This window comes from Thioclava dalianensis (genome assembly GCF_000715505.1).
GTDB lineage: Bacteria > Pseudomonadota > Alphaproteobacteria > Rhodobacterales > Rhodobacteraceae > Thioclava > Thioclava dalianensis.
In genome coordinates this window covers 98,953-124,183 of record NZ_JHEH01000004.1, presented here as the reverse complement: position 1 = coordinate 124,183, position 25,231 = coordinate 98,953, and the positions used below count along the sequence as shown (strand labels likewise).

Genomic DNA, 25,231 nt, shown 5'->3' with positions numbered 1-25,231 from the left:
CCTCTCACTGATTGAGGTGTGAATACCCGATAGAAACACTCAGGTCCAGTCGGTCTTACTTGCAGCCAAGCGAGTCCGGGATATCGGCCAGCAAGCCCTGCATCTGATCCGCCGCGCCAGAGGGGAAGCGGATATCGAGCGAAGCCAGAACAGGCCCGCCCTTGCAGCTCAGCCGTTTGGTGATCTGCCATTGCACCATGCCGCTTTCAGCCGCTCTCGAGCGCAGATCGAACCCTTTGTCATCGATCGTGTCGCTTTGAACCGTGTCGCCTTCCAGCAGATGCGCGCGCAAAGTCTGGTCATGCAGCGATGTCAGCGCCGTGCCCGCATCCGCATGGGCGCGGAACGCAACATGGGCCGCCACATGCGAATCCAGCCCAGGCTGCGTGAACAGCACACCACCGCCTGGCATGGTATCGACGTCCCAGCCCAGCGGCACCTGCGCGGAGATCCCCAGCCCGTCATCGGACCAGTGCGTAAGCCCCGTTCCCTGAGCCAACGCGCCCGACCCGAGCAGCGCCAACCCGGCGGCCAATATCAGATCAAAGCGCCGCATAGATCGCCACGATCTTCTCGACCGCCTCCTCTGCCGACATCTCTTCGCTCTCGCCGGTGCGGCGGCTGGTCAGCTCGACCTTGCCCGCCGCGATCCCGCGCGGCCCGACGGTGATGCGCCAGGGCAGACCGATCAGATCCATCGAAGCGAATTTCGCCCCTGCCCGCTCTTCGCGGTCATCGTAAAGCGGCTCAAGCCCGGCTTCGGTAAAGGCGCGGTAGAGCGCCTCGCAGGCGGCGTCGCAAGACGTGTCGCCCTGCTTGAGATTGACGATCCCGACATGGAACGGCGTCACGCCTTCGGGCCAGATAATGCCGCGCTCGTCGTGATTGGCCTCGATCAGCGCGCCGAGAAGACGCGAGACCCCGATGCCATGGCTGCCCATATGCACCGGCACCTTGCCCTGATCGGGCGTGTTGACGGTGGCGCCCATCGCCTCGGAATATTTGGTGCCGAAATAGAAGATCTGACCGACCTCGATCCCGCGGCCAACGCAGCGGCGCTCCTCGGGGATCTCGTTGAACAATGCCGCGTCATGGGTCTCGTCGGTGCGCGCATAGGCCGAGGTGAACTCGTCGCAGATCGCCTTGACGGCCTCGCGATCATCGTAATCCACCTCGCGCTTGCCCAGCTTCAGCTCGGGCACCTTGGCGTCGTAGAACACTTCCGACTCGCCAGTCTCGGCCAGCACGAGGAATTCATGCGTGTCATCGCCGCCAATCGGGCCGCTATCGGCGCGCATCGGAATCGCCGTCAGCCCCATGCGCTCATAGGTGCGCAGGTAGCTCACCATATGGCGGTTATAGGCATGCAGCGCGTCTTCCTTCGTCAGATCGAAGTTATAGCCGTCCTTCATCAGGAACTCGCGCCCTCGCATCACACCAAAGCGCGGCCGCACCTCGTCGCGGAATTTCCACTGGATGTGGTAGAGCGTGAGCGGCAGCGATTTGTAGCTTTCCACATGGCTGCGGAAGATATCGGTGATCATCTCTTCATTGGTCGGACCGTAGAGCATATCGCGCCCGTGCCGATCCTTGATCCGCAGCATTTCGGGGCCGTAGGCGTCATAGCGACCGGATTCCTGCCACAGCGTCGCGGGTTGCAGCGTGGGCATCAAAAGCGGGATATGCCCGGCGCGCACCTGCTCTTCATGCACGATCTGCTCAACGCGCTTGAGCACTTTGTAGCCCAGCGGAAGCCAGGAATAGATCCCCGCCTGCTGCTGCTTGATCATGCCTGCGCGCAGCATCAGCCGATGGCTGGCAATCTGCGCATCCGCAGGGGTTTCCTTCAGAACGGGGAGAAAATAGCGGGAAAGGCGCATCTGCGATCCTTTGGGCGTTGAGGAAGGTCTTGCCAGATGGCCTAGAGGAAATGGGCGCATTGGGCAAGATGGCGCTTGCGGAACGGGGCTTGGCTCCCGCCGCGCACAGGTTCCGGCCAGAGAGCCGCCTGCTTTGGCGTCGCGACACAGAGGGCCTATTTCACCGGGCGGACATGCCATAGTCTGTCGAGCGATCGCCGCACGCACTCTTGATTCTCTCCGCCGTCTTGCCACGTTAGGGCAACTGTACCGCAAAGGAGCCCGACGATGGCCTTGTCCGTCCGACAACAGATGATCTTCTGGAGCCTCGCCGCGGCAGTGCTTGTCTTTGCGCTCTGGCGCATGGGCGGCGTGATCTTGCCCTTCCTGATGGGCGGCGCGATTGCCTATTTCCTCGACCCGCTCGCCGACCGGCTGGAGCGGCTGGGGCTGAGCCGGGCGCTCTCGACCATCGTGATCGCGCTGGTGGGGCTCTTGGTCTTCGTCGTGCTGTCGCTCGCGATCCTGCCGATGCTGGTGCGCCAGCTCGGCCAGCTTATCGCGCTGGCCCCCGAGCTGTTGCAATCGCTGCAAGCCTTTCTGACGGAGCGCTTCCCCGATCTGGTGAAAAACTCCGTCGTCAATGACACGCTCGCCTCGATTGGCGAGGCCATCAAATCGCGCGGGGGCGAAGTGGCCAGCACCTTGCTCAGCTCGGCTATGACAGTGGTCAATATCGTGATCTTCATCGTCGTCGTGCCGGTCGTGACTTTCTACATGCTGCTCGACTGGGACCGAATCGTCGCCAAGATCGACAGCTGGCTGCCGCGTGATCACGCGCCCACGATCCGCACCATCGCCCATGATATCGACCGTGTGCTGTCGGGCTTCGTGCGCGGACAGGTCACGGTCTGCCTGATCCTCGGCTCGTTCTACGCCATCACGCTGATGCTGGCAGGGCTGCAATTCGGGCTTTTGGTGGGCTCGGTCGCAGGGGCGCTCACCTTCATCCCCTATATCGGCGCGATCATCGGCGGCTCGCTGGCCATCGGGCTTGCCCTGTTCCAGTTCTGGGGAGACTGGCTCCATATCGGGATCGTCGCGGGGATCTTTGCCTTCGGTCAGTTCATGGAGGGCAATATCGTCACGCCCAAACTGGTCGGAGATTCCGTCGGCCTGCATCCGCTCTGGCTGCTCTTTGCGCTCTCGGCCTTCGGCACGCTGTTTGGATTTGCGGGCATGTTGGTCGCAGTGCCGGTCGCCGCGGCCATCGGAGTGCTTGCAAGGTTCCTCATCGACCAATATCTGCACGGGGCGCTCTATCGTGGCGTCAGCGGGCACGAGCCGCCCGACATGGCGCCCCCATCCTTCATCAACGAAGAGACGGGTCAGGTCACGGGCGCGGGGCGCAGCACGACCGAAAGCTAGGATATGGCCAAACAACTGATCTTTCCCCTGCCGATCCGCTCCGCGCAGGGACGGGAGGATTTCTTCATCGCCCCGGCCAATGCGCTGGCGCTGAGCACGCTGGATGCGCCCCAGACATGGCCCAACGGTCGGATGATCCTGATCGGGCCGGAAGGCGCGGGCAAAACCCATCTGGCCGCGATCTGGGCGCAAGAACAGGGCGCCGAGCCGCTGGCGGCGCGCGATCTGAGCGATGACGACGCACCGCGACTGGCAGCCCAGCGCGTCGCGGTGATCGAGAACACCCATCAGATCGGCGGGGATCGCGTGCGCGAGACCGCGCTGTTTCACCTGCACAATCTGATGCAGGCCGAGGGCGGCAGGCTTTTGCTGACCGCGCGCACTCCGCCGCGCGACTGGGGCGTGACGCTGCCAGACCTGATCAGCCGGATGGAAGCCTCGGCCACCGTTCGCATCACACCGCCCGATGATGCGCTGCTCGCAGCCGTGCTCGTCAAGCTGTTCAACGATCGCCAACTGATGGTCTCGCCGGTGCTGATCGACTGGCTGGTGACGCGGATGGATCGCTCGCTTGCGACCGCGCGCAGGCTGGTGGCAGCGCTTGATGACCGCGCTTTGTCAGAGCAACGCGCGATCACGCGACCGCTGGCGGCACAGGTGCTGGACAGTCTGGACTAAGCCGCGCAAACTGTCATATCGCCCTTACAATTCTCAACGATAAGCGCGGATATGACACAGGCAGATTTTCTACAGACACCGTTCCCCGCCCCAGTGACCCTGCCGCCCGAGGAAATCTCGGGGCCGGGCCGGTTCTTCAATCGCGAGTTGAGCTGGATCGCCTTCAACTGGCGTGTCCTCGACGAAGCGCGCAATCCGCGCGTGCCTTTGCTGGAGCGGGTCCGGTTCCTGTCGATCTCGGCCACCAATCTCGACGAGTTCTATTCGGTCCGTGTCGCGGGCCTGATGGAACTGGTGCGCGAGGGCAACATGAACCCCTCCGATGACGGCCTGACCCCGGCCGAGCAATTGGAGCGGATCAACGCCGATGCGCGCAAGCTGATGGACACCCAGCAGGCGACATGGTCCGCGCTCAAGCGCGCGATGGAGCAAGAGGGCATCCATGTCGTCTCGCGCTCGCGCCTGACCAAGGCCGATCTGAGCTATCTGTCGGAGCATTTCCTCAACAAGGTCTTCCCGGTGCTCTCGCCGCTGGCGATTGACCCGGCGCACCCCTTCCCGTTCATTCCCAATACCGGATTCTGTCTGGCGCTCGAGCTGGAGCGCGAATCCGACAAGCGCCGCCTTCAGGCGCTTCTGCCGATCCCGCAGCAAATCGACCGCTTCGTGCGGCTGCCCGGCGAGGCCCGCTTCTTGCCGCTTGAGCAGCTTTTGATGATCCACCTCAACTCGCTCTTTCCGGGCTATCGCGATGTGGGTTCGTGCAGCTTCAGGGTTCTGCGCGACAGCGATCTTGAGGTCGAGGACGAGGCCGAAGATCTCGTGCGCGAGTTTGAGACGGCGCTCAAGCGCCGCCGCCGCGGTCAGGTGATCCGCATGTCGGTATCGCCCGGCGCGCCTGCCGATCTGCAGGCGCTGGTGATGCGCGAGCTGCATGTGGATCCCGATGAGGTGGTCGAGGAAAAGAACCTCGTGGGTATCGCTGACGTGAAGGAGCTGGTGCTCAGCTCGCGGCCTGATCTGCTTTGGCCGCCCTTCACGCCGCGCGTCCCCGAGCGCGTGCAGGATCACGAGGGCGATATGTTCGCCGCGATCAAGCAAAAGGATATCTTGCTGCACCACCCCTATGAGACCTTCGATCTCGTGGTGCGTTTTCTCGATCAGGCCGCCAATGACCCCAATGTTCTGGCGATCAAACAAACGCTTTATCGGACCTCCAAGGACAGCCCGATCGTGGGCTCACTTTGCGAGGCCGCAGAGAACGGCAAGTCAGTCACGGCACTAGTCGAGCTGAAGGCCCGCTTTGACGAGGCCGCGAATATCCGGCAATCGCGGCGGCTGGAGCGCTCGGGCGCGCATGTGGTCTATGGCTTCATCAACTACAAGACCCACGCCAAGATCTCGACCGTGGTGCGCCGCGAGGGTGACCAGCTTGTCACCTATACCCATTACGGCACCGGCAACTACCACCCAATCACCGCCAAGATCTACACCGATCTGAGCTTCTTCACCTGCGATGCGCCGCTGGGCCGCGATGCGACCAAAGTGTTCAACTACCTGTCGGGCTATGTGCAGCCCGAGGGGCTGGAGAACCTCGCGATCTCGCCGATCTCGATGAAGCCCCGGCTGCTGGAGCTGATCGACCGCGAAGTCAGCTTTGCCAAGGCGGGCAAGCCTGCGGCGATCTGGGCCAAGATGAACTCGATCATCGAATCCGATGTGATCGATGCGCTCTACCGGGCCAGTCAGGCGGGCGTGAAGATCTCGCTCGTGGTACGCGGCATCTGCGGCATCCGGCCCGGCATCAAGGGCCTGTCCGAGAATATCCGCGTCAAATCCATCGTGGGCCGCTTTCTGGAGCACTCGCGGATCGTGTGTTTCGGCAATGGCCATGGCCTGCCCTCCGAACAGGCGCGGGTGTTTTTCTCCTCCGCCGACTGGATGGGACGCAATCTCAATCGCCGCGTGGAAACGCTCGTCGAGGCAAAGAACCCTACCGTCAAGGCGCAGATCACCGGCCAGATCATGGCCGCCAATATGGCCGATGAGGCGCAAAGCTGGATCTTGCAACCCGACGGGAAATTCATCCGCTACCTGCCCGAGGGCAAGGACGATCTGTTTTCCTGCCATCGCTTCTTCATGGAGTTTCCCTCGCTGTCGGGCCGGGGTTCCGCAGGGGCAAAGGACGTACCAAAACTTGCCCATAGCTTCGACTAGCCCTAGCTTGGCCCCCAAGCGACTCAACCGGATGGGCTGATGACAGGCAAACTCAAGGCGCTGCCGAAGACGAGTGACAATGACGATTGGGACCCCTTTGGTCAGCCACTCTTCGACGACCCATCGGTGCGCGCGCTCTCGCGTGTGGGCGTGGTCGATATCGGGTCGAACTCGATCCGCATGGTGGTGTTTGACGGGGCCGCCCGTTCGCCTGCCTATTTCTTCAACGAAAAGGTCATGGCGGGCTTGGGCCAAGGTCTGGCCGAAACCGGCAAGCTGAATCCCGAGGGGCGCAAGCGCGGGCTTGAGGCGCTCAAACGCTTTGCCGCCTTGGCTGACGGGATGGAGATCGGACCGCTCACCTGCGTGGCCACCGCCGCGATGCGCGATGCCGAGGATGGCCCCGAATTTCGCGCCCAGATCGAGCGCGAGACCGGCCTCAAGCTGCATGTGATCGAAGGCGTCGAAGAGGCCCGGCTGTCGGCCCAAGGGGTGCTGCTGGGCTGGCCCGAAGCCGAGGGTCTGGTCTGTGATATCGGCGGCAACTCGATGGAATTGGCCGAGATCAAAAACGGTAAGGTCTGGCGCCGCGCCACCTCGCAGCTTGGCCCCTTCCGGCTGCAGATGGTCGAAGGCGGCAAGAAAGCACTGGCCGCCCATATTCAGGAAACGATTGCCGCTTTGGCCGAACAGGTCGGCACCGATCACGACCGGATCTATCTCGTGGGCGGCTCGTGGCGCGCGATTGCCCGGCTCGATATGGAGCGCCGCGAATACCCTCTTCTGGTGCTCCACGAATACCGGATGACGCCCGAAGGGCTCAACGAGACCATCGACTGGATCGGCAAATCCGACATCGACAAGCTGCGCTCCAAGACCGGCACCTCGGCTGCGCGGATGGAGTTGGTGCCGCTGGCCAGTCAGGTTCTGGCCGAACTGATCACACAGTTCCAGCCCAAGGAAATCGACGTCTCGGCCTATGGCATCCGCGAAGGTCTGCTCTATGAGCAGATGCCCGAGCGCCTGCGCCGTCGCGATCCGCTGGTCGAGGCGTGCCGCCATTCCGAGCGCGTGATGTCGCGCATCCCCGGTTCGGGCAAGAAGCTGCACGCTTTCATCGAGCCGATCTTCGGCCCGCTGCCGCCCGAGAGGTTCCGCCTGATCCGCGCCGCCTGCCTGCTGCATGACACGACATGGCGCACCCATCCCGATTACCGCGCCGAGGCCTGTTTCGAGAATGTCACCCGCGCGAACTATTCCGCGATGTCACATGCCGAACGGATCTTTCTGGGGCTGGCCTTGCTGCATCGCTACAAAAACTCGCGCTCCGGATCGCGGCTGGAGAGCTTCCTTGGGCTTCTGAGTGACGAGGAAATCCAGCAGGCCGAAGTTCTGGGCAAGGCGATGCGGTTCGGCTCGATGTTCAGCGCCAGTAATCCCGCCGATGCCGGAGAGCTAGACTACAGCGCCAAAGAGGGCGTACTGAAGCTGAAACTAAGCAAGAAAGGCCGTGCGCTCTTTGGCGAGGTCGCCGCAGCACGCTTCCGGTCGCTGGCCAACGCGCTCAAGGCAGAGGCGCAGGTCTCCTAAAGCTCGATCTCGTTTTGCGGCCCCGTGTGGTGGTCCTGCGGGCCATCTGGCGCCTCGGGCGCGGGCGGTGCGTCCATAAGGGGCGGCGGCGGGGGCGCATCGGGACGGCGCTTCATGACGATATCGCCATTGGGCAGCCGCGCGGGCGCCTCGTAATTGCGCAGATCATCGACCAGCGCGAGAAACTGGCGCAGCTTGGGGCCCAGCTCCGTGGTCGCCTCCCCGAGCCCTTTGCGCATCTCGTCGAGATCGGGCTTCATCTGGTCGATAAGCCCGCGAAACAGAAGCTGCGCGCCCTCTTCAAGCATCGACAAGCCACGCTCGGCATCGCCGTCCGATGGCGCGGGCGTGCTCTGAGCCGAGGCAGGCCCGGCCAGAGAGAGAACGGTCGCGAGGGTCAAAAAAGCATGTTTCATAGCCCGCACCTTACCCGTATTTCGGTGGGAAATCACGCATCGAGCATCAGATCGAGCGCGACCGGAAAATGATCGGATGCCTGCAACAACGCTCCGCGCAACTCTGGCACCGCATAGATCTTGGGATCATCGAACGGATGCCAGATCCGCCACGCGGCCCCCCGCTGCACCAAATCGGGCGAGACCATGATATAGTCGAGCATCGCCGAGAAATACTGTTTGGTATCAGAGCGATAGAACCGGGCAGAGCTGGGCGCCGCCGCCGTGTGATGCGCAATGCTCAGCCGCGCATGCGGGTCACGCAGCCGCAGCGCCTCCGGCCCGCCCTCGCCCGCGACGATCTCTACGCCGGAACGCCCGAAGAGTTTTTCGTACTCGTCCAGCCCCGGCCCGTCGTTGAAATCCCCAAGCACGATCAGGCTGTCGCCCGCCGCCAGATGCGCCTCCACCCGCCCGCGCAGCCAGACCGTCTGGGCAAGCTGCTTGCGGCGGTTCTCGATTGCGATTCGCGTCGCCATCTCCGGGCTGGTCGCGCCATGCGGCGCTTTGGATTTCACATGCACCCCGATCAGCCGCATAACCTCCCCGCCGATTGTCTTCAATTCGGCCTCTAATGGGGGCTTGGAGAACCGAACCGTGTCCTTATGGGCATCAATATCGAGATCGATATGCAATGCCATGTCAAACCGCGGCCACGCATCGCTCTCTTGCGGGTCATGGCGCACGCTCACCACGTCAGGGTCGAACATCAGCGCGATTTCCTGCTGGGTGTCATTGGCAAACCCGATCAGCGCCTTGCGCTGACGCAGCCCGTAATGCCGCGCGAATGCCTCAAGCATATCGACCGTGCGATGGCGCTTCACATCATCGTCGGGGGCTTCAACCACGAGCAGCACATCCGCCTCCAGCGCGCTCATCACGATCCCGATGGCGCCAAGCTGCTGGGCGCGCGTCACGTTGTAGCGCGCCGACCACTGATCATCCTCAAGCATCCGCCCGTCACGATCGAACAGCGTGGTGAACCATTCGATGTTCCAAGTGGCGATACGCATCAGGCGGTCGTGGCGCTGGCGCGGATCTCTTCCCATGCGGCGTTGAGCGCAATCACCTGCTGCTCGGCCAGTTGCACGGCCTCTTGCGGCAGACCGCGCGCGATGGCGCGGTCGGGATGCGCGTCACGCACCTTCGCGCGCCAGACCTTGCGCACCGCGTCAATCGGCGTACCCGGTGCCACTTCGAGGACCGACCAAGGATCGCGCGGCGCATCAGGCACGAAGGCTGCGCGCATCGCGTGGAAGCAACACTCCTCAAGCCCGAAGATCTGCGCCACCTCGCGCAGGAAAATATCCTCGTTTTCGTGGTAATCGCCATCGGCTATGGCGATGAAGAACAGCCCCTCAAGCACATCGCGCAGCACATCCGCGCCGGGCCCGAACATCCGCGAGATCTTGCGTGCATAGGCGTCAAAACCCGCCACATCGGTGCGGGCAAGATTGAAGACGCGCGCGGCGTTTTCCTCTTCGCCGGGCGGGATCTGGAAGATTTTGCGAAAGGCCGCGACCTCGTTGCGGGTGACCTCGCCATCGGCTTTGGCCATCTTCGCGCCCAGCGCAATCACCGCGATGGTAAAGGCGACCGAGCGTTCCGGCGGCTCGCGCAGATTGTCAAAAAACGACGACAGCCCCTCGCCGCGCCCGAGGGCAGCAAGAGCATGCGCGATGCGAGACCATATCGAAAGCGGCTTATCCATGCGGTAAGTTTAGCCTCACGCGCATGATTTTGCACCTGCACAAATGCACAGAGCAGCTACAGATCCAATATGCCGCAGGCGCAATCTTGCCACCGAAAGGCGCTCACGGCGGACCGGCACCGGGCGCGCGGCCCGATGCCTGAGAGGGCGCGATCAGCCCCGGGTCTGGCGCACAATCTCAAGGATTTCACGCGCGGCGTGCGGAATATTCGTGCCCGGCCCGAAGATCGCCTTGACGCCGGCCTCCTTGAGAAAGGCGTAGTCCTGTTGCGGGATCACGCCGCCGCAGATCACGATGATGTCATCTGCCCCCTTGGCGCGCAGGGCCTCGATCAGCTTGGGGGCAAGTGTTTTGTGTCCGGCTGCCTGACTCGAGATACCCACGACATGCACATCATTGTCGATGGCATCTTGCGCGGCCTCATCGGGGGTCTGGAACAGCGGCCCGACATCGACGTCAAAGCCGATATCGGCAAATGCGGTCGCGATCACCTTGGCCCCGCGATCATGCCCGTCCTGCCCCATCTTGACGACGAGCATCCGGGGACGACGGCCCTCTTGCTCGGCAAATTCTTCGACATCGCGCTGGATCTGGGCAAAGCCCTCATCGCCCTCATAAGCCGCGCCATAGACGCCTGCGAGGGTCTTCACCTCGGCGCGGTGCCGCCCGAACTCGCTTTCCATTGCCATCGAAATCTCCCCTACAGAGGCCCGCGCCCGCGCCGCCTCAACGGCCGCTTCCAGAAGGTTGCCGCCCTCTTTCGCGCGCCGTGTCAGCTCGGCCAAAGCCGCCGTGCAGGCCGCCTCGTCGCGGGTGGCGCGGATCGTCTTGAGCCGCGCGATCTGGCTGTCGCGCACCTTCGCATTGTCGATATTGAGGATGTCGAGATCGTCTTCCTTCTCAAGCCGGTACTTGTTGACGCCGACGATCACGTCCTCGCCCCGGTCGATCAACGCCTGCCGGCGCGCCGCCGATTCCTCGATGCGCAGCTTGGGCATGCCGCTGGCCACGGCCTTGGTCATACCGCCCAGCTCCTCGACCTCTTCCATCAACGCCCAAGCCTTCTCGGCCAGCTCGGCGGTGAGGCTCTCGACGTAATAGCTGCCCGCCAGCGGATCGACGACATTGGTGATCCCGGTTTCTTCTTGCAAGATCAGCTGCGTGTTGCGCGCGATCCGGGCCGAGAAATCCGTGGGCAGCGCCATCGCCTCATCGAGCGCATTGGTGTGCAGCGATTGCGTGCCGCCCAGCGCGGCGGCCATCGCCTCATAGGCGGTGCGCACCACGTTGTTATAGGGATCTTGCTCGGCAAGGCTCACACCCGACGTCTGGCAATGGGTGCGCAGCATGCTCGATCCCGGCTTTTGCGGATTGAACTCTTGCATCACCCGGCTCCACAGCAGACGCGCCGCGCGCAGCTTGGCCGCCTCCATGAAGAAGTTCATCCCGATGGCGAAGAAGAAGCTCAGACGCCCCGCGAACCGGTCCACATCCATGCCCGCCGCAATCGCCGTGCGCACATATTCGCGCCCATCGGCCAGCGTGAAGGCCAACTCCTGCACGAGGTTCGCGCCCGCCTCTTGCATGTGATAGCCCGAGATCGAAATCGAGTTGAATTTCGGCATCTCATTGGCGGTGTATTCGATGATATCGGCGATGATCCGCATCGAGGGTTCGGGTGGATAGACATAGGTGTTGCGAACCATGAACTCCTTGAGAATGTCGTTCTGGATCGTGCCCGAAAGCACCGAGCGGTCCACGCCCTGCTCTTCGCCGGTGACGATGAAATTGGCCAGGATCGGGATCACGGCCCCGTTCATCGTCATGGAAACACTGACTTTATCGAGCGGAATGCCGTCGAACAGGATTTTCATATCCTCGACGCTGTCAATCGCCACGCCCGCCTTGCCGACATCGCCCTCAACACGCGGATGATCGCTGTCATAGCCCCGATGCGTCGCCAGATCGAAGGCCACCGACACGCCCTGCTGCCCTGCGGCCAGCGCACGGCGATAGAAGGCGTTGCTTTCCTCGGCGGTCGAGAAGCCCGCATATTGCCGGATCGTCCACGGGCGGCCCGCATACATCGTGGCGCGGGGCCCGCGCGTATAGGGCGAGATCCCCGGCACGGTGCCCAGATGGTCGAGCCCCTCCAGATCCGCCTCGGTATAGAGCGGCTTCACATCAATGCCTTCGAGGGTTTTCCAGGTCAGATCCCCGAAGTCCCGGCCACGCAATTCTTTCTCGGCGAGCTTGCGCCATTCCGCTTGCTTGTCGGTCATGGTCTCTTCCTTTTTACTCTGGCGCCGTGGTCGGGGTGACCCCCTGTCCTCCCGGCTGAAACATCCACGAAATCAATTCCCTTAGCGCAGCCGCGGGGCTTCTTAGCCCGGATCGAGCGCACAGTCCCTTCTGCCGGGATGATCCGGGAAAAATCCCTCTCAACACGCTTAAAGCGCTGATTTTGCAAAAAATTGCATGTGCAGCCGTAGCCCGCACGCCCCGGCATGCCTATATCTTGCACAGGAGGAGCGATGACCCAGTCCCGTATCACTTTGGCCCTCGCGGCCTGTCTGAGCCTGAGCCTTGGCTCCGCGCTCCCCGCCCAGCAGGCGGCAGAGCCCGCGCCCGATGCCACGACCACGCCAGAGGCGGCGGGCGGCTTTGCGCCGGTGCCCGGCGATAGCGTCTCGCTCGACGATCTGGTGTGGAAAAAGCGCCCCGTCGTCGTCTTTGCCGACAGCCCCAACGATCCCGCATTCATCGAGCAGATCCGCCGCCTGTCAGAGCGCTGGCCGGAACTGGCCGCGCGCGACGTCATCGTGATTGCCGACACAACGCCCGATCCGCCAAGCTCCGTGCGGCTCAAGCTGCGCCCGCGCGGGTTCTCGCTGGTGATCATCGCCAAGGATGGCACCGTCAACCTGCGCAAACCCGCGCCTTGGGATGCACGCGAGGTGATCCGCTCGATCGACAAAATGCCGATCCGGCGCGAAGAGGTCCGCAACGGCGCACTCAGGTAGCGCCGCGCGATCGCGACCGGCGCATCCAGGCCTGCCCCCGACTGTCGCGGCGCCATGCCCACCTTATTCGAACTCCATGATGATCTCGTCCACGGCAAGGCTCGCGCCCGCCTCGGCCGAGATCGACTTCACCACGCCCTTACGCTCCGCGCGCAGGATGTTTTCCATCTTCATCGCCTCGACAGTGGCCAGCGCCTGCCCTTCTTGGACCTCATCGCCCTCTTGCACGGAAATGCTCACCACGAGGCCCGGCATCGGGCAGAGCAGCAGCTTGGAGGTATCAGGCGGCACTTTCACCGGCATCAACTGCGCCAGCTCGTACTGACGCGGCGTGCGCACATGGACTTTCAGATCAGCGCCGCGCAGGCGGATCCGAAAACCCATCGGGATCTTGGCGACCTTGAGCACCAGCGGCGCGCCATCGACATCCAGCCGCGCCAATTGGTTACCCGGCGTCCAGTCGCTTTCGACACGCATCTCGGCCCCGTCCTCGAAGCGGATCGTGGCCCCAGCCTTGTCGGCGGCCACGCTTAGCGCGAAGTTCTGATCTTGCAGCGAGACGACCCAATCGGTGCCGACCTTGCGCTCGTGATTGCCCAGCGTGCCGGAAATGCGCGTGCGCCGGATCTCGGCCACCCGCTCCATCGCGGCACAGGCCGCAGCGACCCGCCGCTCCAACTCCGCCGGAAGCTCCGTACCCTCGAACCCTTCGGGATATTCTTCCTCGATAAAGGCGGTGGTGATATTGCCGCTGATGAAGCGCCCATGATCCATCACGGCGGCGCAGAACGGCAGGTTGTGCCCGATCCCCTCCACCTCGAACGTATCGAGCGCAAGCCGCATCTCTTCAATCGCCTCGGCACGGCTCGGCGCCCATGTGCACAGCTTGGCGATCATCGGATCGTAGAACATCGAGATCTCGCCGCCCTCGAACACGCCAGTATCGTTGCGCACGATGCCGCCGCCATCGGTCTTGCCCTCGACCGGGGGGCGATAGCGCGTCAGCCGCCCGATGGAGGGCAGGAAGTTGCGATAGGGATCTTCGGCGTAAAGCCGGCTCTCGATGGCCCAGCCATTGATCCCGATATCCGACTGTTTCATCGGCAGCGGCTCGCCATCGGCCACGCGGATCATCTGCTCGACCAGATCGACGCCGGTGATCAGCTCGGTCACCGGATGCTCGACCTGCAAGCGGGTGTTCATCTCGAGGAAGTAGAAATTCTTCTCGCCATCGACGATGAATTCCACCGTCCCCGCCGACGTGTAGCCCACGGCCTGCGCCAGTGCGACCGATTGCGCTCCCATGGCCGCGCGGGTCTCTTCGTCGAGAAACGGCGACGGCGCCTCTTCGATGACTTTTTGGTTGCGGCGCTGGATTGAGCATTCGCGCTCATTGAGATAGACGCAATTGCCGTGTTGATCCGCCAGAACCTGAATTTCGATATGGCGCGGTTGCGTCACGAATTTCTCGATGAAGATCCGGTCATCGCCAAAGCTCGACGCGGCCTCGTTCTTCGACGACTGAAAGCCCTCACGCGCCTCCTGATCGTTCCACGCGATCCGCATGCCTTTGCCGCCGCCGCCCGCAGAGGCCTTGATCATCACCGGATAGCCGATTTCGCCCGAAATCTTCACCGCCTCATCAGCATCCTCGATCAGCCCCATATAGCCCGGCACGGTCGAGACATTGGCCTCCTGCGCGATCTTCTTCGAGGTGATCTTGTCGCCCATCTTCTCGATCGCGCTGGCGGGCGGCCCGATGAAGGTCACACCATTGGCCTCCAACGCCTCGGCAAATTTGCGGTTCTCCGACAAGAACCCATAGCCCGGATGCACCGCCTCCGCGCCCGTCTTCCGGATCGCCTCAAGGATCTTGTCGATCACGATATAGGATTGGTTGGCAGGCGACGGCCCGATATGCACGGCCTCGTCGGCCATCTTCACATGCAGCGCATCGCGATCCGCATCGGAATAGACAGCGACCGTCTGGATACCCATTTTCCGGGCCGATTTAATGACCCGGCAGGCGATCTCGCCCCGGTTGGCAATCAGGATTTTCTTGAACATAGCCGCTCCTTCCCCTTGGCGGCACGCGCGGCGCGCGGGCCCTCCGATACGGTCTGATCTTGTCTTGAGACAAACGAAAAACCGCCACCGGGACGCGTGGCCCCGATGGCGGTCATGATCGAATAGGCGCGGCCCGATGCGGGCTGCGCGCGAAACTTAGTAGCCGCGGCGCGAGCGGGTGCAGACGCCCGCATCGTCGCAATAGGTGCCTGCGAGCGCGCCCAAGGCTGCGCCTGCCACAACGTTGTTGTCAGTCGCATCGGCGACGAGGGCACCAGCGCCTGCCCCTGCCAGCGCACGCTGACCATCGGTCTGCATGCAGCCTGCGAGTGCGAGGCCGGAAAGAAGGATGAGAATTGGGGTCTTGCGCATCGTGTTCTGCCTTTTCGAGCGGTTGTTATTACCGCTGAACCTATCTCGAAAGCGTGAAAAGCCAACTCAAAATCCGCAATCTCGCAAGAATCGGCAAAGCGCCGCCGATCCCCGCAGCGCCGTGCGAGGACCCTCTTGCCATGTCGATCCGCCGCTCTGCGCGCAGCAAAAGAAAGCTGCGACCCGACCAGAAGGTCAGGCCGCAGAGAAAGGGAAGGGGTAGGGGTAGTAATATGTGACCCGCAGGGGTTGGGGACATAACGGGCCACACCATTAATCTGAGCATTGTTGCACACGATTGCAAAGCCCAATTGGGCCCGGGCCGCGGATTCGGCGGCTTGCTGCCATTCGTAAGTTGCAACTGGCGAAATCATGCCCAGTCCTCGTCATCTTCATCCCCGAAATCAAAGCTTTCGGGGGCGGAGAACACGGTCGGAAACGCAGCCTCGGCGCGTTTGACATCAATCTGCAGCAGCGCCTCATAGCTCTCGGGATCGAAGGGATCTTCAGCCGGGATCACCTCGCGGCCAAACAGCCAGCTGATCCGTCCGGCATCCAGATTGCCACGCTCGAAGGGCTCTTCGCCGAACTGCGCCCAGAGGGCTGCCATAAAGCCCTCATCGGCCCGCCGATCGGCAGCCGAACGATCCGCGAAACGCTCGCGCTTGATGATCTTGGTCGCGCCCTTCTTATTGGCGCGCCGAATTGTGAATTGATAATCGGTTGAGGGCAGACGCCCCGGAAAGCCGCGATGTTTCAGCATGTTGCACAGCCTCCCTGCGAAGAGAGCGCTGCGCTGTTGCGCGGGACGAGGGCTGCGCCCCGTCCCGGGCGAACGGCTTCAATACTTGCCGGACGAGACCGGTTCTTGCGTGATGGGTGCAGCCATTGGCGCGGGCTCAGGCTTGGGCGCGCAGGCCGCGACGAACCCGACGAGCGCGATGGCGATAAGCAGCTTTGACATGGTGTTCTCCTGTCCGTGGACACGCGCTGTGCCACGAAGGTCAAACCAGCCGCATCCGATTGCACGGGTGGGCAAGGATTCCCTTTCCCCAGCGTTAGGTTACCCCGCAAAGCCTGTTCACGGAAGCGCGATCTGCGCGTGATCCGCCGAACCGTCGAGGACGGCATTAGAAGAATTGCCATTCGCATTTTCCTTTATCGACAGAATAGGTGTCGAAATATTGTGTTGCCTCGTGGTCGACCTCGCCGAACGGCACGATGCGGTCGGACAGGCTCACCACGACATCCACCGGCCCCGGAGCCGGTTTGGCCAGCCGGGCGGCGACCCACGAATTGCACAGTGACTCGATATCGGCCAGTGCGATCTCGGGGCTCAGAGGGCTTGGCCCGCCAATCTGCGGCGCAAGAAAGCGGAAGCGGTAGGTCAGTCCATTTGCGCCCTGCGCGGAGTGGATCACGTCGATCCACCAGACCTTCTGCCCCGAAGGCACAGGAATCGCCTTGCCCTGCGTTCCCTCGGGTCCATCGGCAGGCGTCACGTCATCGGGATGCATATGCACGCCGTATTGCGCGAGCGGCGCGACCTCGCGCGGCGCCTGAGCCTGCGCGCTCGCAGCCATCAGCCCCGCGGCCAAAAGACCTGCGCCCACCGCGCGTAGCCCTGCATCCATCACCCCCATAGCGCCCTCTTACAGCGGAATATTATCGTGCTTCTTCCAAGGGTTGGACAGTTTCTTCGAGCGCAGCGCCGCGAATGCGCGCGCCACCCGGCGCCGGGTCGAGCGGGGCTGGATCACCTCATCGATGAACCCCTTCTCAGCCGCCACGAACGGGTTGGCAAAGCGGTCCTCGTAATCCTTGGTGCGGCTCGCGATCTTCTCAGGGTCGCCCAGCTCCGAGCGATAGAGGATCTCGACCGCGCCCTTGGCCCCCATCACCGCGATCTCTGCGGTGGGCCATGCATAGTTGAAATCGCCCCGCAGATGCTTGGAGGCCATCACGTCATAAGCCCCGCCATAGGCTTTGCGGGTGATCACTGTCACCTTCGGCACCGTCGCCTCGCCATAAGCAAAGAGCAGCTTGGCCCCGTGTTTGATGACCCCGCCATATTCCTGCCCCGTGCCCGGCAGGAAGCCCGGCACATCGACCAACGTCAGGATCGGGATCGAGAAAGCGTCACAGAAGCGCACGAACCGCGCCGCCTTGCGCGAGCTGTCGATATCCAGACACCCCGCCAGCACCATTGGCTGGTTGGCCACCACACCCACGGTCTGCCCCTCAAGGCGGACGAACCCGGTGATGATATTGCCCGCAAACTCCTTCTGAATCTCGAAGAAATCGCCCTCATCGGCAATCTTCGTGATCAGCTCTTTCATATCGTAAGGCGCGTTGGGATTGGCCGGGATCAACGTATCGAGCGATTCCTCGATCCGGTCCACATCATCGAAGAAGGGCCGCACCGGCGCCTTTTCGCGATTGCTGAGCGGGAGGAAATCGATCAGGCGGCGAGTCTCGATCAGCGCCTCGACATCATTCTCATAGGCGCCATCAGCCACCGAGCTTTTCTTGGTATGGGTACTCGCACCGCCCAGCTCCTCGGCCGTCACGACCTCATTGGTCACGGTTTTCACCACGTCAGGCCCGGTGACGAACATGTAGGAGCTGTCTTTCACCATGAAGATGAAATCGGTCATCGCGGGCGAATAAACCGCACCGCCCGCACAGGGCCCCATGATCAGGCTGATCTGCGGCACCACGCCCGAGGCCATGATGTTGCGCTGGAACACATCGGCATAGCCGCCGAGGCTCGACACACCTTCTTGAATCCGCGCCCCGCCCGAATCGTTGATCCCGATCACAGGGGCGCCGTTTTGCACCGCCATATCCATGATCTTGCAGATCTTCTCGGCATGGGTTTCCGACAGCGAGCCGCCGAACACGGTGAAGTCCTGCGAGAACACATAGACCATCCGCCCGTTGACGGTGCCCCAGCCGGTGACGACACCATCGCCATAAGGCTTGCTCTCCTCCATCCCGAAATCCGTGCAGCGATGGGTTTTGAACATGTCGAACTCTTCGAAAGAGCCCTCATCCATCAGCAGCTCGATCCGCTCGCGCGCGGTCAGCTTTCCCTTCTTGTGCTGCGCCTCGATCCGCGCCGCACCACCGCCCAGCCGCGCCTGCGCACGCCGCTCTTCGAGCTCTTCCAGGATATCTCTCATGCGAACCTCCGACTGTTTGAAGGCACAGTATACAAGCGCAACCATCTTACAAAGGGCATTTCAGAAAATTTGCAAAATCTTGGCAAGATGATTGTTGCTAATTGCGAATTTGCGAATATCACGCGGAATCGCGGTCTCGCCCCTCGTTCTGAAAGCAATAACGCGCCAAAAGTAGCAAGCCGCGTCACTAGAATTTGACCTCCAGATTTTGCAAAGATAGTAATGCGTTTGCAAAGAGGAGGCTCGGATGGCGACTCAGAAACTCTATGCCGGTGTCAAACTGCGCGAGACGCGCACACGGCTGGGCTTGACCCAAAAGATCTTTGCCGAACGGCTGGGCGTCTCCCTGCCCTATCTCAACCAGATGGAAAACAACCACCGCCCGGTCTCCGCACAGGTGGTGCTGGCTCTGGCCTCGGAATTCGGCCTTGATGTGACCGAGCTGTCGGCGGGCGATGCCGAGCGGCTGGTCACCGATATGCGCGAGGCGCTGGCCGATCCGATCTTCTCCGAAACCGCCCCACCAATTGCCGATCTCCGGCTCGCAGCGTCGAACGCCCCTGCCCTCGCGCGCGCCTTTCTCGAGATGCACCGCGCCTATCGCCAGACCCATGAACGACTCGCCTCTCTCGACGAGGCTCTGGGCCGCGACGGCACACAAACCGTGCTCAGCCCGTGGGAAGAGGTGCGCGACTTCTTTCACTATTGCGACAATTACATTGATGCGGTCGATCGCGCCGCCGAGCGGTTTTCCTGCCCCAATGGCAATCGCTTGGACCCCATCCCCCATGCGATGAACACGCTGGCCCGCCATGGGCTCACCGTGCAGTTTTCCGACATCGGCCCGCTGCGCGAGCGTGATGGCGACCGGCTTGTGATCAACGCCCATGCAGGCAAGCCGACGCAAGCGTTTCAACTGCTGCATCAGGTCGCTCTTGTGACCCAAGATGACCTCCTTGAGGCCACGCTGGATCTCGCCCGCTTTCAATCGGACACCGCGCGCGCCATCGCCAAGATCGGTTTGGCCAATTACTTCGCGGGCGCGGCGCTGCTGCCCTATGCCCGTTTCCTCGAGGCCGCGCAGGAGACGCGCCACGATCTGGAACGGCTTTGCGACGTGTTCGGCGCGTCAATCGAGCAGGTCGCCCACCGCCTCTCCACCCTGCAACGCCCCGGCGCCAAGGGCATTCCGTTCTTCTTCGTACGCGTCGATCAGGCCGGTACGATCACCAAACGCCATTCCGCCACGCGGCTGCAATTTGCCCGCTTCGGCGGCGCATGCCCCTTATGGAATGTCCACCAAGCCTTTGAAACGCCAACGCGTTTCCTGCGCCAACTGGCCGAGACGCCGGATGGGATGCGCTATCTCTGCCTCGCCCGCGACGTGTCCAAACCGGGCGGCAGTTTCACAGCCCCCGTGCGGCGCTACGCGATCTGCCTTGGCTGCGAGGTCAGCCATGCCGATGGTTTGATCTATGCCGACGATATGGAGCTGATCAACCCGAAGGCCTATGAGCCAATCGGGATTTCCTGCCGGATCTGCGAGCGCAAGAATTGCCATCAGCGCTCGGTCCCGCCGCTGGAGCGGCGTCTGCATGTCGACCCCGATCACCGCGGACTTCTGCCCTATGACATTGCCTGAGCGCGCTCAGCCCCCGGCGCGCCGCCAGCCTGCCGCCCGCGCCGCCGCCTCCGAGCAAAACCACCGCTCGCCACGCTTGGGATTGATCCGGGTCGCCGCATAGGCGCGCGTTCCGGGCAGATGATAGAGATGCCCGCGCGCCGAGATATTGCCCTTGATCGCACAGCCCAACTTGGGCGGAGGATCGCCCGCCCGGCCCTGTGCGCGCACATCGGCAGGCTGCTCGGCCGCGCCCTGCCAGATCCCCAGCGCCGCGCGCTTGGCCTGCGTCTCCTGACCGACATAGTCGCGGGAATATTTGCGATAGGCAAAGGCCGCACCGCGCGCCACCATCTGCGCATTGATGTCGCGCCCATCCGCGCGACACACAGCGATCAGGCGCCCGTAGCGATCCGTCTCCTGTCCCGTGCAGCGCACGCCATGGCTTGCGAGCTTTTGCAATTGCAAGGTCGCAGCCTTGCCACAGGCCCACAGCTGCCCCGAGGCACGTTTGCAGGTCTGGCGCGCCTCGGGCGCGTCGATCCCAAAGAGCCGCACCCGCGTATTCTGGAGCACGAGCGTATCGCCATCCACGACCCGCGGCGCCCCGCTCACCGAGCCCCCAACGGCTGGCAGCGCCAGCATTAACCAAAGGAAACAAATCCTGAACATTCTCAAGATATGGCGAGAATTGATCTCAGGGGCAACAGATCTCGTAGGTTAATCTTACCAATTGGCACATCTGCGCCCCGACCGCATCTGCGCGCAGCCCTCAGGAAAGGCCCGACATGCACCCGAAACTGACCGACAGCCTCAATCTCGCAGGCCGGATCCTGATCGCGCTTTTGTTCTTCGGCGGGGCTGCGCAAAAAGTGACCGATCCGCAGATCGTCGAGCAGATGATCGGCTGGCTTGGCCTGCCCGGCTGGCTGGTCTGGCCCGTGGCCCTGTTCAACCTGATCGCGGCGCTTGCGCTGATCTTCGGGCCCCGCGTTCAGCTCTGGGCGGTGCTGCTCGCGGGCTATTGCATCTTCACAAGCTGGTTTCACTGGCAGCTGCGCGCCGACCCGTGGCAGGTGACCATCGTCGTCAAGAACTGGGCGATCGCGGGCGGGCTGCTGATCCTCGCAGCCCAAGGCCCCGGACGTTTCAAACTCTGGCGCTAGCGCTGCGCGACCTGCCAGTTCGGCGCCATCTCGGGCGTCAGGTTCTCGCGCGGCAGCGGGTCGAGCCCGAGGATATGATCGGCCATTTTCTCGCCCACCATGATCGAAGGCGCGTTGAGATTGCCATTGGTGATGCGCGGGAAGATTGAGCTGTCGGCCACCCGCAGCCCCTCGACCCCGATCACCCGACCCTGCGGATCGACCACGGCATCCGGGTCATCCGCCGCCCCCATCCGCGCGGTACCGCAGGGATGATAAGCGCTTTCGGCATGTTCGCGGATAAAGGCGTCGATCGCCTCATCGCTCACGACATCCGCGCCCGGTTGCAGCTCGCGCTTCACATGGAGCGCCATCGCGGGCTGCTCAAAGATCTCGCGCGTCAGCCGGATGCATTTGCGGAACTCTGCCCAGTCATCGGGATGGCTCATATAGTTAAAGCGGATCTCCGGGGCACCGCTCGGATCGCCCGCGCGCAGCCGCACCGTGCCACGCGATTTCGAGCGCATCGGCCCGACATGCGCCTGAAAGCCATGCCCCTCAGCCACGGCCTTGCCGTCATAGCGCACGGCAATCGGCAGGAAGTGATACTGGATATCGGGATAGTCGATCCCGGCCTCCGAGCGAATGAAGCCGCAGGCCTCGAACTGGTTCGACGCCCCCACGCCGGTCTTGGTCAGCAACCATTGCGCGCCGACCTGCGCCTTGCCCCTCAGGTTCCAATATTTGAACAGGCTGACGGGCTCGCGCGCTGAGAACTGCATATAGACCTCAAGATGGTCCTGCAGATTGCTGCCCACACCCGGCCGATCCGCCAAAACCTCGATCCCGTGCTCGCGCAGATGCGCGCCCGGCCCGATCCCCGAGAGCATCAGGATCTTGGGCGTGTTGATCGAGCTGGCCGCCAGCACCACTTCGCGCGTGGCCCGGATGATCTCGCGGGCGCCGCCTTTGCGGGTGATCTCGACGCCCACCGCGCGCGTGCCTTCAAACACCACGCGCTGCGCCAGACCGCGCTCGATGCGCAGCTTGCCGGTCTTGAGCGCGGGACGCAGATAGGCATTGGCCGCCGACCAGCGCCGCCCCTTCCAGATCGTGGCCTCCATCGGACCAAACCCCTCTTGGGCCGCCCCGTTGTAATCCTCGGTCACAGGATAGCCCGCCTGCTCGCCCGCCTTGATGAACGCATCGAAAAGCGGATTGGCCCGCGGCCCGCGCGTCACATGCAAGGGCCCTGAGGTGCCCCGCCATTGCGAGCCCGCCCCGCCATGCCAATGCTCCATCCGCTTGTAATAAGGCAGCACATCGGCATAGCCCCAGCCTTGCGCACCGCTCTCTTCCCAATGGTCGAAATCGCGCGCATGGCCCCGGACATAGACCATCCCGTTGATGCTCGACGAGCCGCCCAGTACCTTGCCACGGGGCGTCGCCAGCCTGCGCCCGCCCAGCCCCGGCTCCGGCTCGGAGGAAAACCCCCAATCATAGATCGGCATATTCATCGGATAGGAGAGCGCGCCCGGCATCTGGATGAACGGCCCGGCATCCGAACCGCCATGCTCGATTACCACGACATCGCGCCCGGCCAGAGCCAGACGATAGGCCAAGGCAGACCCGCCCGACCCGGCACCAATGATCACGAATTCCGCACTCATATCCAACTTCCTCTTGACGAAAATATCCCGGGAGAGACTGCCAAAACGCCCGTTTTGGCAGTCGGGGGCAGAGCCCCCTCCCGCCGCCTCACCCAAACCCTCAATAGGGGCTTTCGACCGGGCCCATGCCGACATAGACCGACTTGAGCTGGGTGTAGTGATCCACCGCCGCGCGGCTGTTCTCGCGCCCAAAGCCCGAGCCTTTCACAGCCCCAAAGGGCATCTCCACCGGCGTCAGGTTATAGGCATTGATCCAGCAGGTGCCGGCCTGCAAACGGCTCACCATCCGGTGCCCGCGCGCGAGATCGGCGGTAAAAACCCCGGCGGCGAGGCCAAACTGCGTGTCATTGGCCCGTGCGACCACCTCGTCCTCGCTCTCGAAATCCAGAACCGACATCACCGGCCCGAAGATCTCTTCGCGCGCAACGGTCATCACATCGGTGATATCGGCAAAGACGGTGGGCTGCACGAATAGCGGCCCCGCAGGATCACCCGCGCCGCCGCAGACCAGCCGCGCGCCCTCATCGCGGCCCAGCTTGATATAAGACATCACCTTGTCAAACTGCGCGGTCGAGATCAGCGGCCCGAACTGCGTCTCATCGTCAAGCGGATCGCCCAGCCGGATCGTGCCCGCGCGCTCGGCCAGCCGCTTCAGGAACGCCTCCTTGATGCCCTTTTGCACAAAGACCCGCGTCCCGTTCGAGCAGATCTGCCCGGAGGAGTAGAAATTCCCCAGCATCGCGGCACCGACCGCGCTTTCCAGATCGGCATCGTCGAACACGATCAAAGGCGATTTGCCGCCCAGCTCCATCGTGACCTGCTTCATGCCAGCGGCGGCGGCGCTGTAGACCTTGCCGCCCGTGGGCACCGATCCCGTCAGCGAGACTTTGGCAATCCGGGGATCGGTCGCGAGCGCCGCGCCCACCGGGCCATAGCCCTGCACCACGTTGAAGATGCCCGCAGGCAGCCCCGCCTCGATGAAGATCTCGGCCAGCCGCAAGGCCCCCAGCGGCGTCACTTCCGAGGGTTTGAACACCATCGCATTGCCCGTGCTCAGCGCGGGCGCGGATTTCCAGCACGCGATCTGGCTGGGATAGTTCCACGCGCCAATCCCGGCGCAGACGCCCAGCGGCTCGCGGATCGTATAGGCGAAATCGCCCCCCAGCGGCATCGTCTCGCCGGTCAGCGTGGGCGCAAGCCCCGCGAAATACTCCAACGCCTCTGCCCCCGAGGGCCAGTCGGCCTCGCGAGTTTCCTGAATCGGCTTGCCCGTGTCGAGCGTCTCAAGCTGCGCCAGCTCCTCGGCCCGCTCGCGAATGATCGCGACAGCGCGGGTCAACACGCGAGCCCGCTCCACCGGGCGCCGCGCGGCCCAATCAGCCTGCGCCGCAAGCGCACCGGAAATCGCGGCCTCGATCACCGCAGGCGTCGCGGCATGCAGCTTGGCAATCACCTCGCCCGTGCCCGGATAGGTGACCTCGATCACCTCGCCCGCGCTGTCTTCCATCCATTCGCCATTCACGAAATGGCTCGCCTTCGGTTGCGCTTTCATTGCACGCCCTCCAATTCAAGTTCCAGATGGGCCAGCACCAGATCGCAGGCCTGCCTGCGATCCAGCACGCCTCCCGCCAGTGCGGCGCGGATATACACCCCGTCGATCAATGCCCCCAAACCATCGGCCACAGCCTCGGCGCGCAGCCCCACGATGGGCCGCAGCCCAACCAGCAGGTTCGAGCGCAGCCGGGCCTGATAAATCGCCAGCAGACGCCGGGCCGCCGCACTCGACTGCGCCAGCACGTAGAAATTCAGCCAGGCCGAGATCGCCTCATTGCGAAACGAACTGGGCGCGAATGAGCCCATCACCACTGCCTGGACCCGGTCGCGCGGGGTCTGCGCCATGGCCAGCGCCCCGCGCACCTCGGCGCCGTAAAGCGTCAGGATCGAGCGCATCGCGGCGAGGAAAATCTGCTCTTTCGAGCCAAAATAATGATGCGCCAGCGCAGAGCTCATCCCCGCCCGTCGCGCGATCTGAGCGACGGTCACATCCAGCGATCCGGCCGCACCCACTGCCTCAATCGTGGCTTTCACCAAGGCGGCACGGCGTATAGGCTCTGCTCCAAGCTTCGGCATCTGATCTCTCGTCTTTTGACGTTACGGTTGCATGTTCGGGCTAAAACATGTTTATTGACTCGTCAATCAACAACCGCAC

At 63.1% G+C, this 25,231-nt stretch carries 23 protein-coding genes; 7 read left to right on the top strand and 16 right to left on the bottom strand.

The window, feature by feature from the left end:
• Positions 1 to 55: 55 nt before the first annotated feature.
• Positions 56 to 556 (bottom strand): hypothetical protein, encoded by a 501-nt coding sequence (locus tag DL1_RS04850; protein ID WP_038063264.1) that lies wholly within the window; start codon positions 554 to 556, stop codon positions 56 to 58.
• Positions 543 to 1,880, bottom strand: a complete 1,338-nt coding sequence (gene proS / locus DL1_RS04845; protein ID WP_038063261.1) for a proline--tRNA ligase — start codon at positions 1,878 to 1,880, stop codon at positions 543 to 545. Before proS ends, DL1_RS04850 begins: the two co-directional genes overlap by 14 nt.
• Before the next feature lie 267 nt (positions 1,881 to 2,147).
• Here proS and DL1_RS04840 point away from each other — a divergent pair, with 267 nt between their 5' ends.
• Genes DL1_RS04840 through ppx form a run of 4 tightly spaced genes read left to right on the top strand, consistent with a single transcriptional unit; the run spans position 2,148 to position 7,772 of the window.
• Positions 2,148 to 3,287 (top strand): AI-2E family transporter, encoded by a 1,140-nt coding sequence (locus DL1_RS04840; protein ID WP_051693324.1) that lies wholly within the window; start codon positions 2,148 to 2,150, stop codon positions 3,285 to 3,287.
• A 3-nt stretch (positions 3,288 to 3,290) separates the two neighbouring features.
• Positions 3,291 to 3,965, top strand: a complete 675-nt coding sequence (locus tag DL1_RS04835) for an HdaA/DnaA family protein (RefSeq protein ID WP_038063258.1) — start codon at positions 3,291 to 3,293, stop codon at positions 3,963 to 3,965.
• A 51-nt stretch (positions 3,966 to 4,016) separates the two neighbouring features.
• Positions 4,017 to 6,182 (top strand): RNA degradosome polyphosphate kinase, encoded by a 2,166-nt coding sequence (locus DL1_RS04830; RefSeq protein WP_038063256.1) that lies wholly within the window; start codon positions 4,017 to 4,019, stop codon positions 6,180 to 6,182.
• Between the two features lie 39 nt (positions 6,183 to 6,221).
• The gene (ppx, locus tag DL1_RS04825; protein ID WP_051693323.1) at positions 6,222 to 7,772 is read left to right on the top strand and encodes an exopolyphosphatase; all 1,551 of its coding nucleotides are present in this window, start codon (positions 6,222 to 6,224) and stop codon (positions 7,770 to 7,772) included.
• Here the strand turns inward: ppx and DL1_RS04820 are convergent.
• From DL1_RS04820 to scpA, 4 genes are all read right to left on the bottom strand, one after another.
• The gene (locus DL1_RS04820; RefSeq protein WP_051693322.1) at positions 7,769 to 8,188 is read right to left on the bottom strand and encodes a hypothetical protein; all 420 of its coding nucleotides are present in this window, start codon (positions 8,186 to 8,188) and stop codon (positions 7,769 to 7,771) included. The two genes, ppx and DL1_RS04820, sit on opposite strands and share 4 nt — an antisense overlap.
• Positions 8,189 to 8,220: 32 nt before the next feature.
• Positions 8,221 to 9,240, bottom strand: a complete 1,020-nt coding sequence (locus DL1_RS04815) for an endonuclease/exonuclease/phosphatase family protein (RefSeq protein ID WP_038063253.1) — start codon at positions 9,238 to 9,240, stop codon at positions 8,221 to 8,223.
• Entirely contained in the window at positions 9,240 to 9,938 is a 699-nt protein-coding gene (locus DL1_RS04810) for a tellurite resistance TerB family protein (protein WP_038063250.1), read from the bottom strand. The genes DL1_RS04815 and DL1_RS04810 overlap by 1 nt, the downstream gene beginning before the upstream one ends.
• A gap of 153 nt (positions 9,939 to 10,091) precedes the next feature.
• A complete protein-coding gene (scpA, locus tag DL1_RS04805) occupies positions 10,092 to 12,221 on the bottom strand; it encodes a methylmalonyl-CoA mutase (RefSeq protein ID WP_038063247.1) in 2,130 nt (709 codons plus the stop codon).
• A gap of 252 nt (positions 12,222 to 12,473) precedes the next feature.
• Here scpA and DL1_RS04800 point away from each other — a divergent pair, with 252 nt between their 5' ends.
• Complete coding sequence (locus tag DL1_RS04800; protein WP_038063244.1) at positions 12,474 to 12,962, top strand: DUF4174 domain-containing protein; 489 nt, start codon at positions 12,474 to 12,476, stop codon at positions 12,960 to 12,962.
• 63 nt (positions 12,963 to 13,025) lie between these two features.
• Here DL1_RS04800 and DL1_RS04795 read toward each other — a convergent pair whose 3' ends face one another.
• The 6 genes from DL1_RS04795 to DL1_RS04770 form a co-directional block, all read right to left on the bottom strand.
• Complete coding sequence (locus DL1_RS04795) at positions 13,026 to 15,029, bottom strand: acetyl-CoA carboxylase biotin carboxylase subunit (RefSeq protein WP_038063241.1); 2,004 nt, start codon at positions 15,027 to 15,029, stop codon at positions 13,026 to 13,028.
• Positions 15,030 to 15,185: 156 nt separating this feature from the next.
• A complete protein-coding gene (locus tag DL1_RS04790) occupies positions 15,186 to 15,401 on the bottom strand; it encodes a hypothetical protein (RefSeq protein WP_038063238.1) in 216 nt (71 codons plus the stop codon).
• A gap of 370 nt (positions 15,402 to 15,771) precedes the next feature.
• Positions 15,772 to 16,164 (bottom strand): hypothetical protein, encoded by a 393-nt coding sequence (locus DL1_RS04785; protein ID WP_038063235.1) that lies wholly within the window; start codon positions 16,162 to 16,164, stop codon positions 15,772 to 15,774.
• Positions 16,165 to 16,242: 78 nt separating this feature from the next.
• Positions 16,243 to 16,365, bottom strand: a complete 123-nt coding sequence (locus DL1_RS22215; protein ID WP_038063232.1) for a hypothetical protein — start codon at positions 16,363 to 16,365, stop codon at positions 16,243 to 16,245.
• Positions 16,366 to 16,531: 166 nt separating this feature from the next.
• Entirely contained in the window at positions 16,532 to 17,044 is a 513-nt protein-coding gene (locus tag DL1_RS04775; protein ID WP_245739582.1) for a DUF6497 family protein, read from the bottom strand.
• Between the two features lie 9 nt (positions 17,045 to 17,053).
• Positions 17,054 to 18,586, bottom strand: a complete 1,533-nt coding sequence (locus DL1_RS04770) for an acyl-CoA carboxylase subunit beta (protein WP_038063229.1) — start codon at positions 18,584 to 18,586, stop codon at positions 17,054 to 17,056.
• Positions 18,587 to 18,833: 247 nt separating this feature from the next.
• Here DL1_RS04770 and DL1_RS04765 point away from each other — a divergent pair, with 247 nt between their 5' ends.
• A complete protein-coding gene (locus DL1_RS04765; protein WP_038063227.1) occupies positions 18,834 to 20,228 on the top strand; it encodes a helix-turn-helix domain-containing protein in 1,395 nt (464 codons plus the stop codon).
• Positions 20,229 to 20,234: 6 nt separating this feature from the next.
• Here the strand turns inward: DL1_RS04765 and DL1_RS04760 are convergent, their stop codons facing one another.
• Positions 20,235 to 20,822, bottom strand: a complete 588-nt coding sequence (locus DL1_RS04760) for a thermonuclease family protein (RefSeq protein ID WP_245739581.1) — start codon at positions 20,820 to 20,822, stop codon at positions 20,235 to 20,237.
• Positions 20,823 to 20,995: 173 nt separating this feature from the next.
• On the opposite strand from DL1_RS04760, the gene DL1_RS04755 reads away from it, so the two are divergent.
• Complete coding sequence (locus tag DL1_RS04755; protein ID WP_051693320.1) at positions 20,996 to 21,373, top strand: DoxX family protein; 378 nt, start codon at positions 20,996 to 20,998, stop codon at positions 21,371 to 21,373.
• Here DL1_RS04755 and betA read toward each other — a convergent pair.
• The 3 genes from betA to betI all read right to left on the bottom strand — a co-directional run bounded on the left by betA (position 21,370) and on the right by betI (position 25,152).
• Entirely contained in the window at positions 21,370 to 23,022 is a 1,653-nt protein-coding gene (betA, locus tag DL1_RS04750) for a choline dehydrogenase (RefSeq protein ID WP_038063222.1), read from the bottom strand. The genes DL1_RS04755 and betA overlap by 4 nt on opposite strands.
• A gap of 100 nt (positions 23,023 to 23,122) precedes the next feature.
• Positions 23,123 to 24,574: a betaine-aldehyde dehydrogenase gene (gene betB / locus DL1_RS04745; RefSeq protein WP_038063219.1), complete on the bottom strand. Its 1,452-nt coding sequence runs from the start codon at positions 24,572 to 24,574 to the stop codon at positions 23,123 to 23,125.
• Entirely contained in the window at positions 24,571 to 25,152 is a 582-nt protein-coding gene (gene betI, locus DL1_RS04740) for a choline-binding transcriptional repressor BetI (protein ID WP_038063216.1), read from the bottom strand. The genes betB and betI overlap by 4 nt, the downstream gene beginning before the upstream one ends.
• Positions 25,153 to 25,231: the final 79 nt, after the last annotated feature.